At 73.0% G+C, this 14,950-nt stretch carries 14 protein-coding genes and 1 pseudogene; 8 read left to right on the top strand and 7 right to left on the bottom strand.

Translation table 11 applies throughout. The features are described from left to right. Window positions 1-33: 33 nt before the first annotated feature. The 6 genes from ACZ7C5_RS13050 (at window position 34) to ACZ7C5_RS13025 (ending at window position 7,238) form a co-directional block, all read left to right on the top strand. A complete protein-coding gene (locus ACZ7C5_RS13050) occupies window positions 34-492 on the top strand; it encodes an NUDIX hydrolase (RefSeq protein WP_401082121.1) in 459 nt (152 codons plus the stop codon). Beyond that, the gene (locus tag ACZ7C5_RS13045) at window positions 489-1,439 is read left to right on the top strand and encodes an inositol monophosphatase family protein (protein ID WP_470322590.1); all 951 of its coding nucleotides are present in this window, start codon (window positions 489-491) and stop codon (window positions 1,437-1,439) included. Before ACZ7C5_RS13050 ends, ACZ7C5_RS13045 begins: the two co-directional genes overlap by 4 nt. Window positions 1,440-1,443: 4 nt before the next feature. After that, on the top strand, window positions 1,444-2,790 hold the full coding sequence (locus ACZ7C5_RS13040) for an MFS transporter (protein WP_401082115.1): 1,347 nt from the start codon (window positions 1,444-1,446) through the stop codon (window positions 2,788-2,790). Between the two features lie 160 nt (window positions 2,791-2,950). Continuing rightward, window positions 2,951-5,896, top strand: a complete 2,946-nt coding sequence (locus ACZ7C5_RS13035) for a carbamoyl phosphate synthase preATP-grasp domain-containing protein (protein WP_470322589.1) — start codon at window positions 2,951-2,953, stop codon at window positions 5,894-5,896. 81 nt (window positions 5,897-5,977) lie between these two features. Next, entirely contained in the window at window positions 5,978-6,460 is a 483-nt protein-coding gene (locus tag ACZ7C5_RS13030; protein ID WP_401082109.1) for a GNAT family N-acetyltransferase, read from the top strand. 253 nt (window positions 6,461-6,713) lie between these two features. Further along, on the top strand, window positions 6,714-7,238 hold the full coding sequence (locus tag ACZ7C5_RS13025; protein WP_470322588.1) for a peptidylprolyl isomerase: 525 nt from the start codon (window positions 6,714-6,716) through the stop codon (window positions 7,236-7,238). A gap of 139 nt (window positions 7,239-7,377) precedes the next feature. On the opposite strand, the gene ACZ7C5_RS13020 is transcribed toward ACZ7C5_RS13025, so the two are convergent. From ACZ7C5_RS13020 to ACZ7C5_RS13005, 4 genes and pseudogenes are all read right to left on the bottom strand, one after another. Next, complete coding sequence (locus ACZ7C5_RS13020) at window positions 7,378-8,763, bottom strand: cellulose binding domain-containing protein (RefSeq protein ID WP_470322587.1); 1,386 nt, start codon at window positions 8,761-8,763, stop codon at window positions 7,378-7,380. 109 nt (window positions 8,764-8,872) lie between these two features. Next, on the bottom strand, window positions 8,873-9,283 hold the full coding sequence (locus tag ACZ7C5_RS13015; RefSeq protein WP_401082101.1) for a hypothetical protein: 411 nt from the start codon (window positions 9,281-9,283) through the stop codon (window positions 8,873-8,875). 148 nt (window positions 9,284-9,431) lie between these two features. Further along, window positions 9,432-10,058: pseudogene (locus ACZ7C5_RS13010) on the bottom strand (alkaline phosphatase family protein); the annotation flags it as partial. Between the two features lie 479 nt (window positions 10,059-10,537). Continuing rightward, a complete protein-coding gene (locus tag ACZ7C5_RS13005) occupies window positions 10,538-11,161 on the bottom strand; it encodes a DUF5753 domain-containing protein (protein ID WP_401082086.1) in 624 nt (207 codons plus the stop codon). 260 nt (window positions 11,162-11,421) lie between these two features. Here ACZ7C5_RS13005 and ACZ7C5_RS13000 point away from each other — a divergent pair, with 260 nt between their 5' ends. Next, a complete protein-coding gene (locus tag ACZ7C5_RS13000) occupies window positions 11,422-12,084 on the top strand; it encodes a hypothetical protein (RefSeq protein ID WP_401082083.1) in 663 nt (220 codons plus the stop codon). Next, window positions 12,081-12,461, top strand: a complete 381-nt coding sequence (locus ACZ7C5_RS12995) for a winged helix-turn-helix domain-containing protein (RefSeq protein ID WP_401082080.1) — start codon at window positions 12,081-12,083, stop codon at window positions 12,459-12,461. The genes ACZ7C5_RS13000 and ACZ7C5_RS12995 overlap by 4 nt, the downstream gene beginning before the upstream one ends. 560 nt (window positions 12,462-13,021) lie before the next feature. Here the strand turns inward: ACZ7C5_RS12995 and ACZ7C5_RS12990 are convergent. From ACZ7C5_RS12990 to ACZ7C5_RS12980, 3 genes are all read right to left on the bottom strand, one after another. Next, the gene (locus ACZ7C5_RS12990) at window positions 13,022-13,966 is read right to left on the bottom strand and encodes a GNAT family N-acetyltransferase (RefSeq protein ID WP_470322586.1); all 945 of its coding nucleotides are present in this window, start codon (window positions 13,964-13,966) and stop codon (window positions 13,022-13,024) included. Between the two features lie 63 nt (window positions 13,967-14,029). After that, the gene (locus tag ACZ7C5_RS12985; RefSeq protein ID WP_401082074.1) at window positions 14,030-14,248 is read right to left on the bottom strand and encodes a hypothetical protein; all 219 of its coding nucleotides are present in this window, start codon (window positions 14,246-14,248) and stop codon (window positions 14,030-14,032) included. Window positions 14,249-14,253: 5 nt separating this feature from the next. Beyond that, on the bottom strand, window positions 14,254-14,739 hold the full coding sequence (locus ACZ7C5_RS12980) for an NUDIX domain-containing protein (protein ID WP_401082071.1): 486 nt from the start codon (window positions 14,737-14,739) through the stop codon (window positions 14,254-14,256). Between the last annotated feature and the right edge of the window lie 211 nt (window positions 14,740-14,950).

The following is a 14,950-nucleotide window of genomic DNA, read 5'->3' as shown; positions in this document are numbered from 1 at the left end:
TCCGGCACAGCACAGAAGTGGTGGTACAGCATCGTGAACGACTACGTGTCAGACCTGCGCAGGCTGGTGGGAACCCGGCCGCTGATCCTCCCCGGGACCTCGGTCGTGGTGACCGACCCGGCCGGCCGGATCCTGCTCCTGGAGAGGGCCGACACCGGCGGCTGGGGACTGCCCGGCGGACTCATGGAGCCCGGGGAATCCTTCGAGGAGACCGGGCGGCGCGAGCTGAAGGAGGAGACCGGTCTGGAGGTCGGCGAGCTGCACCTGCTCGGGGTCTTCTCCGGAGTGGAGTACTACTACCGCTATCCGCACGGCGACGAGATCTACAACGTCACCGCCGCCTACACGGCCAGGCTGCCGCAGGACGCCGTGGTCGCCCTGGACACCACCGAGAACAGCGCCTGGCGCTTCTTCGCCCCGGACGAGATCCCGGACACCGTGATCAGCCCGGAACGCCCCATCCTCGCCCGGTACACGCGGGCCGAGCAGTGAGCCCGCCGGCCGCGGACTACGCGGAGTTCATCGGTTCCGTCCTGAGCGAGGCGTCCGAGCTGGCCGTCCGGATGCGCGGCGGCGGCCCGGGTACGGACGGGGGCCAGGTCCGGGGCACGGCCCGGGGCACGGTCAAGCCGGAGGACGAGAACCAGATCGTCACCGACGCCGACCTGGCCCTCGGCGCACTGCTGACCGGGCGGATCGCCGACCGGTACCCGGGGCACGCGATCCTGGAGGAGGAGAGCGGCGCGACCCCGGGCGACCAGGAGGTCACCTGGGTCGTCGACCCGCTGGACGGCACCAGCAACTACGCCGCCGGCAGCCCCCTGTTCGGGGTGATGGTGGCGGCGGTCGGCCCCCGGGGGGTGCTCGCGGGCGGACTGGCGCTGCCCGCGTTCGGCACCGTGTACGTCGCCCGGACCGGCCGCGGCGCCACCCGGAACGGGCGCCCGCTCGGACCGCTCCCGGCCACCGGGCCCGGTCGCGCGCTGGTGGCCTACGGGATGGACAAGGGCCCGGCCGAGCTGATGGCCGCCGAAGGCCGGCTCGTGGCCGCCATCGGGTCGACCTGCCTCGGTGTCCGGATGAGCAACAGCGTCTTCGACATCTGCATGGTGGCCGACGGCGCCTACGCGGCGTTCGTCCACCGCGGCTGCCGGATCTGGGACGTGGCGGCCGCCGTCTGCGTCCTCCGGGAGTGCGGCGGGACCTGCACCGATCTGCAAGGCCGGCCCCTGGACCTCACCCGCCCCCTCGACAAGGCGGACCAGGTCTTCGAGGTCTGCCTCGCTTCGGCCGACATGCACCCCTCCCTGCTGGCCGCGGTGCGGGCGGCGGCCGTCGACGGCGCGGTCACGGCCGAGGGCGATGCGGTGACGGCCGGGGGCTACGCGCCGGCCGAGGGCGATGCGGCGGCACGCGGCCCCGCGGACGGAAGGGACTGACCCCGTGAACCCCATCCCCGCCGCCCGGCCAGGACAGGACGCCGGAGTCGGCCTCCTGGCCGTCCTCAAGGGAGTGACCGGCGGCTACGACGCCAGTGCCATGGCCGGCGCGCTGCTGCTGGTCACGGACCACTTCGGGCTCACCACCGCCCAGCAGGGCTCGCTGTACGCCGCGACCTCGGCCGGCTGGATCGCCGGCGTGCTGCTGGGCAGCAGACTGGTCGTCACCCTCGGCCGTCGCGCCACCCTGATCTGGCTGGCGCTGCTCTACGTGGCGGCCACCGCGCTGGCCGTCACCGCGCAGAACGTGGTGTGGATGGACGCCAGCCGGCTCGTCCAGGGCACCATGATGGGCGTCGCGATCGTGGCGATGCCCATCTTCATCGCCGAATCCGCCTCCACCCGCGCCCGCGGACGCATCGCCGTCCTGTACCAGGTGGCGACGTCCTTCGGGTGCGCGCTGGGCTACCTCTGCGGCTACCTCCTGATGGGCAGCGGGCAGTGGCGTCTGATGCTCGCGATTCCCGGCGTCCTCGCCCTCGCCAGCACCGTGCTGCTGACCCGGCTCCCGGAGACCGAGCGCTGGCACCAGCTCCGGCGGGAACGGCGGGCGGGCCCGGCCGCCGGCGCCCCGCGCGGGCCGGGCACCCTGCGCACCATGCTCGGCCCTCGCTACCGGACGCTGACGGTCTTCGTCGTCGTCCTGGGCTTCTTCGTCCAGGCCACCGGCATCAACGCGGTGGTGTTCTTCGGCCCGCGGATCTTCCAGCACATGGGCTACACGGACTCCTTCGGACTGCTCGTGCTGCCGGGCCTGGTCCAACTCGCGGGCGCCGCGGCGGCGTTGGTCTGCGCCCTGACGATCGACCGGTTCAACCGCTTCGGACGGCGCCCCGCCCTGCTCGCGGGCACCGCCCTGATGGCCCTGGGACAGGCGCTGATGGTGGTCATGTTCGCCGCCGACGCCGCCGCGGCCGTCGGTCTCCTCGGCCTGGTCGTCTTCATCGTCGGGTTCAACTTCGGCTTCGGATCGGTGGTGTGGATCTTCGCCGCCGAGGGCTTCCCGGACCACCTGCGGGGCGCCGGAGCGTCGGCGATGCTGCTCACGAACCTCACCGCGAACCTGCTCGTCGCCCAGTTCTTCCTCGGCCTGCTCGACGCCGTCGGCGGGATGCTGACGTTCGTGGTCCTGCTCGGCGTCACCGTCCTGTCCTGGCTCTTCGTGTACGCGCTGGCGCCGGAGACGAAGGGGCGCTCCCTGGACGAGGTCCAGTCCTACTGGGAGAACGGCCGGCGCTGGACGGTCCCGGACGACCGGCCGGTCACCGGTGACGCCCCCGTCCGCACCTGACCCCGCCCGTCCCCGGGCCCCAGCCGACCTGGGCCCTTGCGTACCCGGGCCCTTCCGCACCTGCCATCGTCCGTACCCGATCCCCGTCCGTACCCGACCCCGTGCGCATGGTGCCCCGGGGAAGGCCGTCCGCCCGGAACCAGAAGGGGAGGTGGGACCCGTGCCACGGCGCAGTGCACCGGGGTCGGTGCTGGTGATCGGACCCGGTCCGGTCACCACCGGCCAGGCCGCCGAACTCGACTCGGCGGGAACCCAGGCGTGCCGGGTGCTCAGGGAGGAGGGGCTCCGCGTCACGGTCGTCGACAGCAACCCGGCGACGATCACCACCGACCCCGAACAGGCCGACGCCACCTACCTGGAACCGGTGACGGCCGAGACCGCGGAGAAGGTCATCGCCAAGGAGCGGCCGGATGCCCTGCTGCCCACCGTCGGCGGGCGGACCGCACTGGCCATCGCGCTCGCCCTGCACGAGTCCGGAGTGCTCGCACGCTACGGCGTCGAGCTGATCGGTGCCGACATCGACACCATCCGGGCCGGCCGGGACCGGGGCGCGTTCCGGCGGATCGCCCGGCGGGCCGGCGCCGAGGTGGCGCGTGGCGTGATCTGCCGTTCGCCGGCGCAGTGTCAGACGGCGGCGGACGACCTCGGCTACCCGGTGGCTGTATGGCCCGTCCACCACGCGGGGGGCACCGGCCCGCGCGTCGCGCACGACCGGCGGGAACTGTCCGCCCTGGCCGACACCGCGCTGACCGCGGGCCCCGCAGGGGAGGTGCTGCTGGAGGAATCCCTGCTCGGCTGGAAGACGTTCGAGCTGGAGCTCCTGCGCGACCGCGACGGCGACGTGGCCGTCGTCGGGTCGACCGAGTACCTGGAGCCGATGGGCAGCCACGCGGGCGACTCCATCGCGGTCACCCCGGCCATGACGCTCTCCGAACGGGACCACCGGCGGATGCGCGACGCCGCCGCGGCCGTGACGGCCGGGCTCGGCGTCACCGGCGGCGTCACCGTCCGGTTCGCGGTCGACCCGCGCACCGGCCGGATGACCGCGGTCGCGACGAAGCCCGGGACGACCCGCTCCAGCGCGCTGGCCGCCACGGCCACCGGCCTCCCGCTCGCCCGGATCGCGACCAGGCTGGCGCTCGGGCACACCTTGCGCGAACTCCACTTGCCCGGACATCGCCTGAACGGGCTCCGCGGCCAGACCATCGCGCAGCCCCCGCCCATCGGTGAGCCGAGCCCGGACCACGTGGTCGTCAGGGTGTCCCGGTTCGCGTCCGGGGGAGAGTCGGTGGCGATCGGCCGGTCCTTCCCCGAGGCCCTCCACAAGGCGCTGCGCCCGCTCGCCGCCGACGGCCGCATCAACCAGGTGCACCAGGCCATCCGGGCCGGTGCCACCGTCGACGAGCTGACCGCCGCCACCGGCATCGACCCGTGGTTCCTGGAGCAGATCGCGCGCGTCGAGCAGGTGGCGCGGCTGGTCGCCGAGGAGCGCGGCGCCGCCCTGCCGCAGACCCTGCGGCTGGCGAAGCGGCACGGCCTGTCGGACGCCCGGATCGCCCGGCTGCGCGGGATGTCGGAGGAGGCGGTGCGGGAGCTGCGCCGGGTCCTCGGCATCCGCCCCGGGTACCCCGCCACCTCGGCCGGATGCCGCTACTCCAGCTACGCCGCTGAGCCCGGGGCACTCTCGCAGCCGTCCACCGACACCCCACCAAAGATCATCATCCTGGGTGGAGGGCCGACCCGGACCGGCCACGGCATCGACTCCGACTACCTGTGCGCCCACGCGGGATCCGCGCTCGCCGCCGCCGGTTACGACCCGGTCCTCGTCCACTGCGCCCCGGCCTCCGGAGCCGACGGAGGCCCCCGCCTGTACTGCGAGCCGCTCACCTTCGAGGACGTGCTCGAAGTGGTGGCCGCCGAGCAGGCGACCGGCGAGGTCGCCGGAGTGCTGCTGCACCTGGGCGGCGAGACCCCGCTCGGCCTCGCCGACCGGCTCGCCGAGGCCGGCGTGCCGATCATGGGAACCCCAGCGGCCTCCCCGCCACTCCCGGACCCGCCGCGCCGGCTTCCGGACGACGCCACGGTGATCGACGTCGACGCCCTCTACGACGGCAAGGAACTGTACGTGGGCGGCATCACGGAGCACGTGGAGGGCGAGCACGGCCACTCCGGCGACCCGGCCTGCACCCTGCCGCCCGTCACACTCGGCCGCGCCGACCTCGCCCGGATCCGCGAGTCCACCGAGGCACTGGCCGCCCGGATCGGCGCCCACGGGCTGATCGCCGTCCGGTTCGCCCTGGCCGCCGGTCTTCTGCACGTGCGCGGGGCGCGCCCGGGGGCGGGCCGCACCGTGCCGTTCGTCTCGAAGGCCACCGGAGTGCCGCTGGCCGGGGCCGCGGCCCGGATCATGCTGGGAGCCGGCATCGCCGAACTCCGCGCCGACGGGACACTGCCGGCCGCCGGCGACGGTGGAACACCGCCGCCGGGCACGGCGATCGCGGTCAGGGCGACGGCGCTGCCCCGGCCCGGGTTCCGTACGGGCGAAGGCGGTTGCCCGGCCACCTCACCCGCCTCGGAGACGGCCGTCACCGGTGAGGTGATGGGCATCGCCGCCGGTTTCGGCGCGGCCTACGCGAAGGCGCGGGCCGCCGCCCACCCCCGGCTCCCCGCCAAGGGGCGGGCCCTGGTGTCGATCGCCGACCGCGACAAGCGGGTCATGGTGCTGCCGCTGAAGGTGCTCGCCGACACCGGCTTCGAGATCCTGGCCACCGAGGGAACCGCGGACGTCCTGCGGCGCAACGGCGTTCCCGCCAGGACCGTCCGCAGACCCGGTGCCGGACCGGGCCCGGACGGCGAGCCCACCGCCGTCGACCGCATCCTGGCAGGCGAGCCGGACCTCGTCGTCACCACCCCGTGCACCGCACCCGCCCGGCCCGGAGCCCCGGACGACGGCCGGGCCCTGCGCACCGCCGCTGCGATCCGGGGCATCCCGTGCGTCACCACGGTCCTGGGCCTGGCCGCCGCCGTCCAGGGCATCGAGGCCGAGAGCCGCGGCGCCCCGGGGGTGTCCTCCCTACAGGAGTACGCGAAGAGGCGGGCGCGATGAACGACCCGCCTGAGACCTGGGGCGGGCTGAGCGGCGCACCCGGTCTGGAGCGGCGGCCGGGCCTCGGGTAGCCTCCGGACGGTGACGTCTCCGCAGGTGCGACTCGACCCGATGACCGAGGCCGAATTCCAGGCCTACTTCGCCCACATCGTGGCCAAGTACGCCGCCAGCAACGTGACTTCGGGCAACTGGACGGCCGAGGAGGCCGCGGCGAGGTCCGCGGAGAAGCTGGCCCAGCTGCTGCCCGACGGGCTCGCCACCGACGACACCCGTCTCTGCCTGGCCCGGGACGCCGTGAGCGGCGAGCGGGTGGGCATCTTCTGGCTGCACCTGCGCCCGCACGGCACGCAGACCGCGGCCTTCGTCCACGACATCGAGATCGACGCCGGGCTGCGCGGTCGCGGCTACGGCCGGGCGGTCATGCTCGCGGGCGCCGACCTCGCGCGTGAACTCGGCGCGGTACGGATCGGACTGCACGTCTTCGCGCACAACGAGACCGCGATCGCGCTGTACACCTCGCTCGGATTCGCCACCACCGACCTGGTGATGTCCCTGCCGCTGTGACGGACGGGGGATTGTGGCCGGCAGGCGCCGATGTGGGCTGATCGCTCGTGTTCCTGGTGCCGCAGGATGTCCGGGTCCTCGCACAGGCGACCGTGCGGCCTGCTTCCGCCGGACCGGTGGGAGGCGTGGGCCTCCGTAGGCGGGAGCTTCCCGGGGCCACTCGTGTGGGTGAGATGTCGTGTCGTCGGCCCGGGGCCGGTCCGGGCAGCCAGGAGACTGGCCGCGCCACATGGGTGACGACGGAAGGACCGACATGGCGGAAGAGCTGTACGCGACGCTGAAGACCAACAAGGGCGACATCGTGATCCGGCTGCTGCCGGACCACGCCCCCAAGACGGTCAAGAACTTCGTGGAGCTCGCCACGGGCGAGCGGCAGTGGGTCGACCCGAACACGGGCCGGCCGAGCAACGGGCCGCTGTACGACGGCACGGTGTTCCACCGGGTCATCGAGGGCTTCATGATCCAGGGCGGTGACCCGCTGGGCAACGGGACCGGTGGGCCGGGGTACAAGTTCGCGGACGAGTTCCACCCGGACCTGGCGTTCACCAAGCCCTATCTGCTGGCCATGGCCAACGCCGGGCCCGGGACGAACGGTTCGCAGTTCTTCATCACCGTCGGGCCGACCACCTGGCTCACCGGCAAGCACACCATCTTCGGTGAGGTCGCCGACGCGGCCGGTCAGAAGGTCGTCGACGCCATCGCGACGTCGGAGACCGGCCGCAACGACCGCCCCGTGCAGGACGTCGTCATCGAGAAGGTCGTGATCGAGACCCGCTGAGTGGCGAGGACTCGGGGGCGATCCGCCCGGACGGCCGCCGTCGGCTCCGTGGAACGGAGCGGAGGCGCCAAGCCCGGTCGGATCGCCCCCGACGGTCCGTCGGTCGGCCCGTCGGTCGGTCGGTCCGTCGGCGGTCGGATCAGGACGCGGGGACCGAGTCGGTGAAGGACGTCCCCGCGGCGCGGTAGCCGGCCACGGCGGCGCCGACCTGGGCGGGGGTCAGCACCTGGTCCTTGACGTGCAGGACGTAGTCCACCTGCTCCTCGTAGGCGCGCTCCTCGGTGCCGGCCCGGCCGGTGAGGTCGGTGAGCCACTGGTTGAAGGCGATGACCATCGGCCGCTCGGGGAGGTAGCGGGCGTCGTGGCGGGCGAACTCGACCCCGTCGACGTAGTAGACGATGCCGCTGTCGTCGATGGTCAGGACGAGGTCGTGCCAGCCGTCGAACGAGGTGCGGGCCGTGGTGTACACGTTGTCGGAGCGCTCGGGGCCGTACGTCTCCCACGAGGTGGCGAAGAAGATGTTCGAGGTCTCGCCCCAACCGCCGTTGGGCAGGTACTCGAAGTCGTACTCGGAGTAGTCGTCGGCCATCGGGGCCTTGAGGTCGTTGATCGCGAAGAAGCTCTGCACCAGGTGGTCGCCGTCGGGGCCGGAGACCGGGGCGTCGGAGAAGCGGACCCGGGCGGCGTACGTGCCGTTGCGGAACTTCGTGGCCTGGCTGTGGAACTCGCTCTGCCGGGTGGACTCCGCGCTGCCGGCGGTCGTGGTCCGCAGGGTCATCACCGAGTTCCCGGCCGCCTTGGCGAAGGTGACGTTCTCGGGCGCCCAGGCCGCCCCGCCCACGCCGGGACCGCCGCCGCCCGAGCGCGCGTTCCAGCCGTGGGCGGCGAGCGCCGGGTCGTCGTGGCCGGCGTAGTCGAGGTCGTCGAAGAGCACCGCACCGGTCGGGACGGTCGGCGCGGTCGGGGCGGTGCCCCAGACCTGGGCGCCGCCGACGCTGGCGGTCACCTTGGCCCAGTTCGCGTACCCGGTCTGTGTGTTGCCGAAGGAGTAGTCGTCGCCCTGCTCCACCGACTGCCAGTCGGAGCGGTGGAAGCGCAGTTGCAGGTCCCCGCTGTCCGCCCCGGGGGCCAGCGTGCCGGCGCCCGCGGTGAAGCCGATCTCCAGGTAGCGGTCGGCGGCCGCGCCGGGCTCACCGATGGTGCCGAAGGTGCCCGTGACGTTGGCGCAGCCCCGGACGGCCCAGTCGCAGGCGAAGCGGTAGGCGGCCGGGGGGGAGTCGGCCTTGAAGTAGTAGCGCAGCTTGACCTGGTTGAGGGCGACCGGCGCGGAGCCGGTGTTGACGACCTTGAGCCACGGCGCGGCCTGGGCGGTGCCGCTGCCGCCGTTGCGGTACTGCACGGCGAGCGTCTCGCCGGCGGCGGCCGCCGGCAGTGCGCCGAGGAGGCTCGCGCCGAGCCCGGCGGCGACGGCGGCGGCGAGCACCGCGCGAACGCGGGGGCGTCGGCGGGTGGTTCGGGTGCTCATGGGGTGGGGTTCCTCTCCTGACGTGGGGGACGGCGCGCGGCACCGGCGGAGGGGAGCCCGGTTTCACCTCGGGTCGAGCGGTGGGGGGAGGTGGTGGCGGGCCGCGCGATCAGAAAGTGGCATAGACCAATTTCCCCGTCAACCCCGCACCGCCCGATCGGCCGGAACGCGGCCGTCCGCCCCGCGGAGTGGCTGACGCGGAGACGTGTCTGGCGCGGTAGCTGGTGCGGATGGTCCAGCCGAGCCGGATGTGGTTGTAGGCCAGCAGGGTGTGGGGCAGCACTGCGTCAGGGGTGTCGCCCGCGGCCTTGACCGCCGCCTTCAACATGGGGGCCACCGCTGGAACCTCGGCGACGGTCCGCGCGGCCGCGGCGATGTCCTGCTGGTTGTCGAGGGAGGCGAATCCTGCGCGGATCGCCGTCCAGTTCCCGGCCTTCGCGGCGTCCTGGAAACGGCCGAGTTCGGGAACGGCGCGGCTCATGTTGTAGATGGGCCCGGACGGTGTCGCGGCAGATGGCATGCGCAGATGATACGGATCCGGACGACACTCGCAACCGGAGGGTGACGGTTACAGCGGGAGCCCGTCCTCCTGGCCGAGGTGACGGCCCATCTGCGGAGCGCAGGGAGTTTGTCCGGGCCCGTGCGGACGGGCCGTACGCCGGACCCGGTCAGCCCGCGAGGCGGAGGAGGAGCTCCGGCAGGTCGGTGGCCGCGTAGCGGGGCCGGAGGCGGGGGAGGCGGGTGGTGTCGGAGAGGAGGAGGACGGGGCCGTCGTCGGGGTGGTCGGGGAGGCGGCCGTGGCTGCCGCGGACGTGGCCGGCGTCGAGGGGGATGACGGAGAGGGTGGAGCGCAGGCCGAGTCGTCGGCGGGCGAGGGCGGTGGCGACGCGGAGTCCGACCAGGCGGTCGGCGGGGTCGAGGAAGAGCTCGGCGGGGTCGTAGCCGGGCTTGCGGTGGATGTCGACGCAGCGGGCGAAGTCCGGGGCGCGGGCGTCGTCGAGCCAGTAGTAGTAGGTGAACCAGGCGTCGGGTGCGGCGACGGCGACGAGTTCGCCCGCCCGGGCGTGGTCGAGTCCGTGCGCCGCCTTGCCGGCGGTGTCCAGGACGCGTTCCACGCCGGGCAGCGCCCGGACGAGGCCTTCCACCAGGGGCAGGTCGGCGGGGTCGCGCACGTAGATGTGGGCGACCTGGTGGTCGGCGACGGCGAACGCCCGCGACGTGGTCGGGTCGAGGTACTCCATCCCGGCCTGCGCGTGCACCGCGAGGAGGCCGGCCGCGCGCAGCGCGCGGTTGAGTACGTCATGAACCGCTCGGCGTACGTCCCGCTCCACGGCTGACCCCCGAGGGTGCGGGGAGTACCCTTCGCGACCTGCGGCGAAGAAGGGGCTTTGCACTTTCTTGACCACTCTGCCGGGTGTGCAAGTGAAGGCTTCGCCTGATCCGTTGTACACGTTGTCGAGGTGTCAGACCTGCTCGCACATCGTGTCACGATCGGCCTGGCGAGGGCCACTGTTGCTCTGTAGGTCCGCCGATTCGGCCTGCGTGGTGGGAGCGGAACGCGGATGGACAGGTTGGTTAGCCGAACTTGACGGTTGCCCGGTCTCGGTGATCGCATCCACGGCTGCGGAAGCAACTCTCCCACGACGCGCTGCGCATCCTCACCTCGCGGAGTACCTGGCGATCGGGCGGAGGATCTGACGGGGTGACGGGCCGGACGGCCGAGGATCACGTCCCTTCCGCCTGGGCCTCACCGGGGCGGCTTCCCGCGTCCCGATCAGGTAGCCCGGAGCGCCGAGGTGATGACGGCGCGAGCGTCCTCCCCGTACACCGCGGACTCGCGGAGCCGGTCGAAGGCGCGGTGGAAGAGGTGGACGCGCTCGTCGGTGATCGTCTCGCCTCCCCGGTAGCCCTCGACCTCGACGCGGGCGCCGTCGAAGATCCCGAAGCCGTCGCCCGGGTAGACCGTGAGCCTGGCGCGGGCGGGGATGATGCCGAGGCGGAGACCGGGCCGGGACGACATCGTCTCCAGGAGGTGTTCGAGCTGGGGGCGCATCACGGCCGGGCCGCCGATGCCGGTGAGCAGGGCCTGTTCGCCGAGGAGGACGTGGTAGGTCCGTCCGTCCTGGCCGATGTACTGGGCGCGGGCGACGCGTTCGGAGGCGCCGGCCTCGATGTCGCGCGGGACGGCGTGCAGGTCGACGACCAGGCGCAGTACCTCCTCGGCGTAGGCGCGGGTCTGCAGGCTGCCCCAGACGAGGTCGGGGCTGTAGCCGTGGTAGTGCCGGGTCTGCTCGACGAGCGCGCGGAATGCGGCCTGGGTGGGGCCGGTGCCCTGCCGGAGCAGGGCGGGCCAGTCGGGGTCGGACGTGGCCGGGCCAGCGGAGACGGGGTCGGGCATGGGGCTCCTCCATGAAGGGCGGTCGGCGGAGCCGCCGGTCGGGCCCGGGGTCGTCAGGCCGAGCCTGCGGCGAGCGTGTCCCAGTATGGCTCTCTGTTGCTCTCACCAGGAGCCCCCGAAAGTCGGTCTGGTGAACGTGCATTGAGGACACGCCAGAAGCGTCTCGTTGATGCGGCGCTCCGGGTGGCTCGCCCGCCCTCGTTGATCTTGCTGCAAATGAATCTCTAGACACAACTGGTTTGTCATGCAAACCTTTCCGCATGACGACTCACCCTGTTCCACCCCCGAGCGACCCCCGCCACCTCCTGGCGATGAAGCGGGCCCTCGTCGACCGGGTCCGCCGTGAGCAGCGCGGTGCCTGGTTCCCCCTCCTCGTCTTCGCCGCCGTGCGGCTGGGCGCGGCGCCGGTGGTCCGCTACGGCCAGGGCGACCACCATCCCGGCGGCCTGCCGCCGGCCATGTGGTACTGGCCGGTGGCGCTGGTGCTCGCCTACGCCGCGATCAGCTGGTTCTACCTGCGTCGAGCCAGACGGCTCGGTCTGGGGACCCGGGTGGGGCCGTACCTGGCGCTGGGTCTGGTCCTGGTCGTGCTCATCACCGTCTACGTGGTGTGGACGGCCCAGCATCCCGGGTTCCTCGGAGACCTCCACGGGCCGTCGCCCTTCGCCCTGTTCTTCAACACGGTGGTGAGCCCGGCCGGCACGATCGGCCTGGCGCTGCTGCTGCTCGCCTGGATCGAGCGGAGCTGGCCGCTCCTCGCCATCACCTGCGGATACCTGGCCGCCATGCTCAGTTCCGGCACCCTCCCCGACCCGTCGCCGTGGGGCCTCCTCCCCGGCCTGCTGCTCGACGGGGGCATCCTGCTGTTCGGCGGACTCGGGCTCGCTCTTCTGCAGCGGGTCCGGGTACGGTCCGCCGCATGAGTGAACACCCCACCAGCAGCCTTGACGACGTCGTGCACCAACGCGTGCGCCTGGGCATCCTCGCGGTGTCCAAGCAAGCCCGGCGGGTGGAGTTCACGTTCCTGCGCGGCACGCTCGGTCTCACCGCCGGCAACCTCTCCCAGCACCTCGCGGTCCTGGAGAAGGCGGGGCTGGTCACGATCGACAAGGGCTACGAGGGCAAACGCGCCCGCACCTGGATCGAACTCACCAAGGCGGGCAGGAAGGCCCTGAACGACGAGATCGCGGCGCTCAAGACCCTGATCCACCAGCTCGAAGGGCCCGCGGTGCCCGGCGGGCAGGAGGGGTCCGAGGGGGAAGCCGACCCCGGTTCCGGGGCAGCCCCCGCGCCGGGCTGAGCCCGCCGGCGACGACCGGGCGGGTGACGACCGACCCCCCCGTCGGGCCGTCGGTGCCTTCCGTCCGCGCGGGCTCGAAGGCAGTCCCGCTCAGCGGCGAGGCGGTGGCAGCGATCCGGCACCATCGATACGAGGAGGACGCATGACGCAGACGCCCGTACCGTGGGGCATCGGCAGGATGAGGACGAAGCCGTACGCCGCCACCGCTGCCACGCTCCCCGCGACCATTCGCCCCGGCGACGGAGCCGGGCCGGGAGGGGCGACCGACTCGGCGCGGGGCTCGTGGGTGGGCTCGCCGGCCACAGCGGAAGGTGGCCGACCCCCGCGCGTGCGGGGAGAACGGGTCGGTGAAGTCGATGTACCCGTCGTGGTTGGGCTGACCCCGCGGGTGCGGGAAAGCGGTCCGGGGAGCACTTCACCGAGGGCCGTGAGGAGACGACCGCCCACTTCGGGGAGGCCGGCCTGGCCGAGCGTCTGCACTGGCTCACGCCCGGCGTCGCCGAGACGCTGTCCTAGCTGCGGCCTGGCAGCTCCAGCAGGGCCCGCACACGCGGTTCGGGTCACTCGCCGCCGAGTGCCTTGCCGTAGACCGCGGAGCTGCTCCGGACCGTCATGCCCACCCGCTGGTACAGGGACAGCGCACCGGTCTCCGAGTGCGTCCACAGCGTGCACGTCCGGCGGCCCCGGCGGTAGAAGGCCCGGAACGACGCCTGCAACAGCATCCGGGCGATCCCCTGGTTGCGGTGATCCTTGCGGACCGCGACCCGCTCGACGTATCCCTCGTCGGTGTCCGGGACGTTCAGCGACAGCACGGCGCCGACCATCTGATCGCCGGCGAACGCCAGCGGGGAGAGCGCCGGTGCGAAGGTGTCCAGCTCGACGGTGTGCCGGGCCCACTCCTCGTAGGGTTTCCGCCGCTTCTGCCACTCGTCGAAGGCGTCTTCGGTGAGCCGGTACGCGGCCCGTTCGTCACCGGGCCGGAAGCAGCGCAGGGTGATGCCGGGCGGCGGGGCGGGCACCACGGGTTCGGCCGGCATCCGGATCTCCAGCTGCCACTGGGTGACGAACGGCTCGTACCCGTGCGAGCGCAACAGCTCCACCGCTGCCCGGTCGCTGTCCCAGACCGTCTGGCTGAGCCGTTCACTGCCCGCCTGCCGTGCCCGTGTCTCGGCCCAGTCGAGCAGTGCGCCGCCCAGCCCCCGCCCGTGGTGGCCGGGGTGGACGTCGACCGCACTGCGTCGGCCGCCGTGCACCCAGGCCCGGCCGACGAGACGCCCGGTCGCGTCGTACACGAGCAGCGTGTCGACGGCCGGGTCGAGGCCGGGCAGTCCGAGGTCCGCGGCTATGCGGTCGCGTTCGGTCTCGGGACGGCCCAGGAGTTCGCGCTCGCAGGTGGCGACCAACTCGTGGACAGCGCGGGCATCGGCGACGGTCGCCGCCCGCGACCAGTAGGAAACCGGGAACGACGAGGAAACCGGGAACGACGAGGAGGAGAGATCAGCCATGACAAGACTCTGCGTCAACCGGTCTCGCCCTGTCGACCGTGTTGTCCGACCGCCGGCAGCCGGTCAGTGGAACGGCTGCGGCGGCGGGGGATCCAGGCGGACGAGGTGGCGGTCGGTCGTGCCGTCCGGCCTGTGCACCGTCCGGTAGGCGTACGGGACGGTGCCGCCGGGAAAGGTGACGACGCCTTCCTCCACGACGGGTCGTCCGTCGGCGATGGCGCGCAGCCGGGCGTCGGTGTCGTCCGGCAGCCGCGGGGCGGGCGGTCGCCCGTGTCGGCCCACCGCTCTCACCCGCCGATCAGCGTGCGCGGGTCGAAGGGCTCGTCGTCCCAGCCGTAGGTGGAGAAGCCCCGGCCGCCCGAGAGGTGGAGGGTGAGGGCGGCGTGGGCGGTCGGGAACATCGGCAGCGGCAGCCGGTCGGCGGGGGACCAGAACACGCCGAGGTGCTTGTCCGGCTCGGTGTTCGTCAGCTCGCCGCGCCAGGTGGTGGCGAGGAAGACGGACAGCAGGAACGGCCCCTGGCCGTCCCAGCCGTCGCGGACCTGGACCGTGTGGACGAGCCGCAGGTCCTCCGGTTCGACGAGCAGCCCGGTCTCCTCCCGCAGCTCGCGGGCGGCGGCCGCGTCGAGGCGTTCGCCGACCTCGACCTTGCCGCCGGGGATCGTCCAGGCCGGAGTGGTGCCCCAGCTGTCCGCGGCGTAGTGGATGGTCGCGACCAGGCCCTGGTCCCGGTCGTGGACGATCACGGCTACGGCTTGGCGAAGGCTCTCCACGGTGCTACCTCCAAGACGGTTGGGCGGACGGGGACTTCGGGCGGTCGGTGCGGGGCGGAGCAGCGGGTCGAGGTCGGGGTGAGCGTAGCGGAGGAGGCACGCCTCGCGCTGGTGGCCGGGCTTTCGGCGCAGCGCCGACGCCGCGGGTGCCGAGCCGTAGAATTCGGCGGTCAACGCCGAGGACCTCCGGCCGTTGCGCGCCCCTGGGGAA

Source organism: Kitasatospora sp. NPDC036993, assembly GCF_055607525.1.
This window is presented reverse-complemented; position numbering and strand designations above follow the sequence as displayed.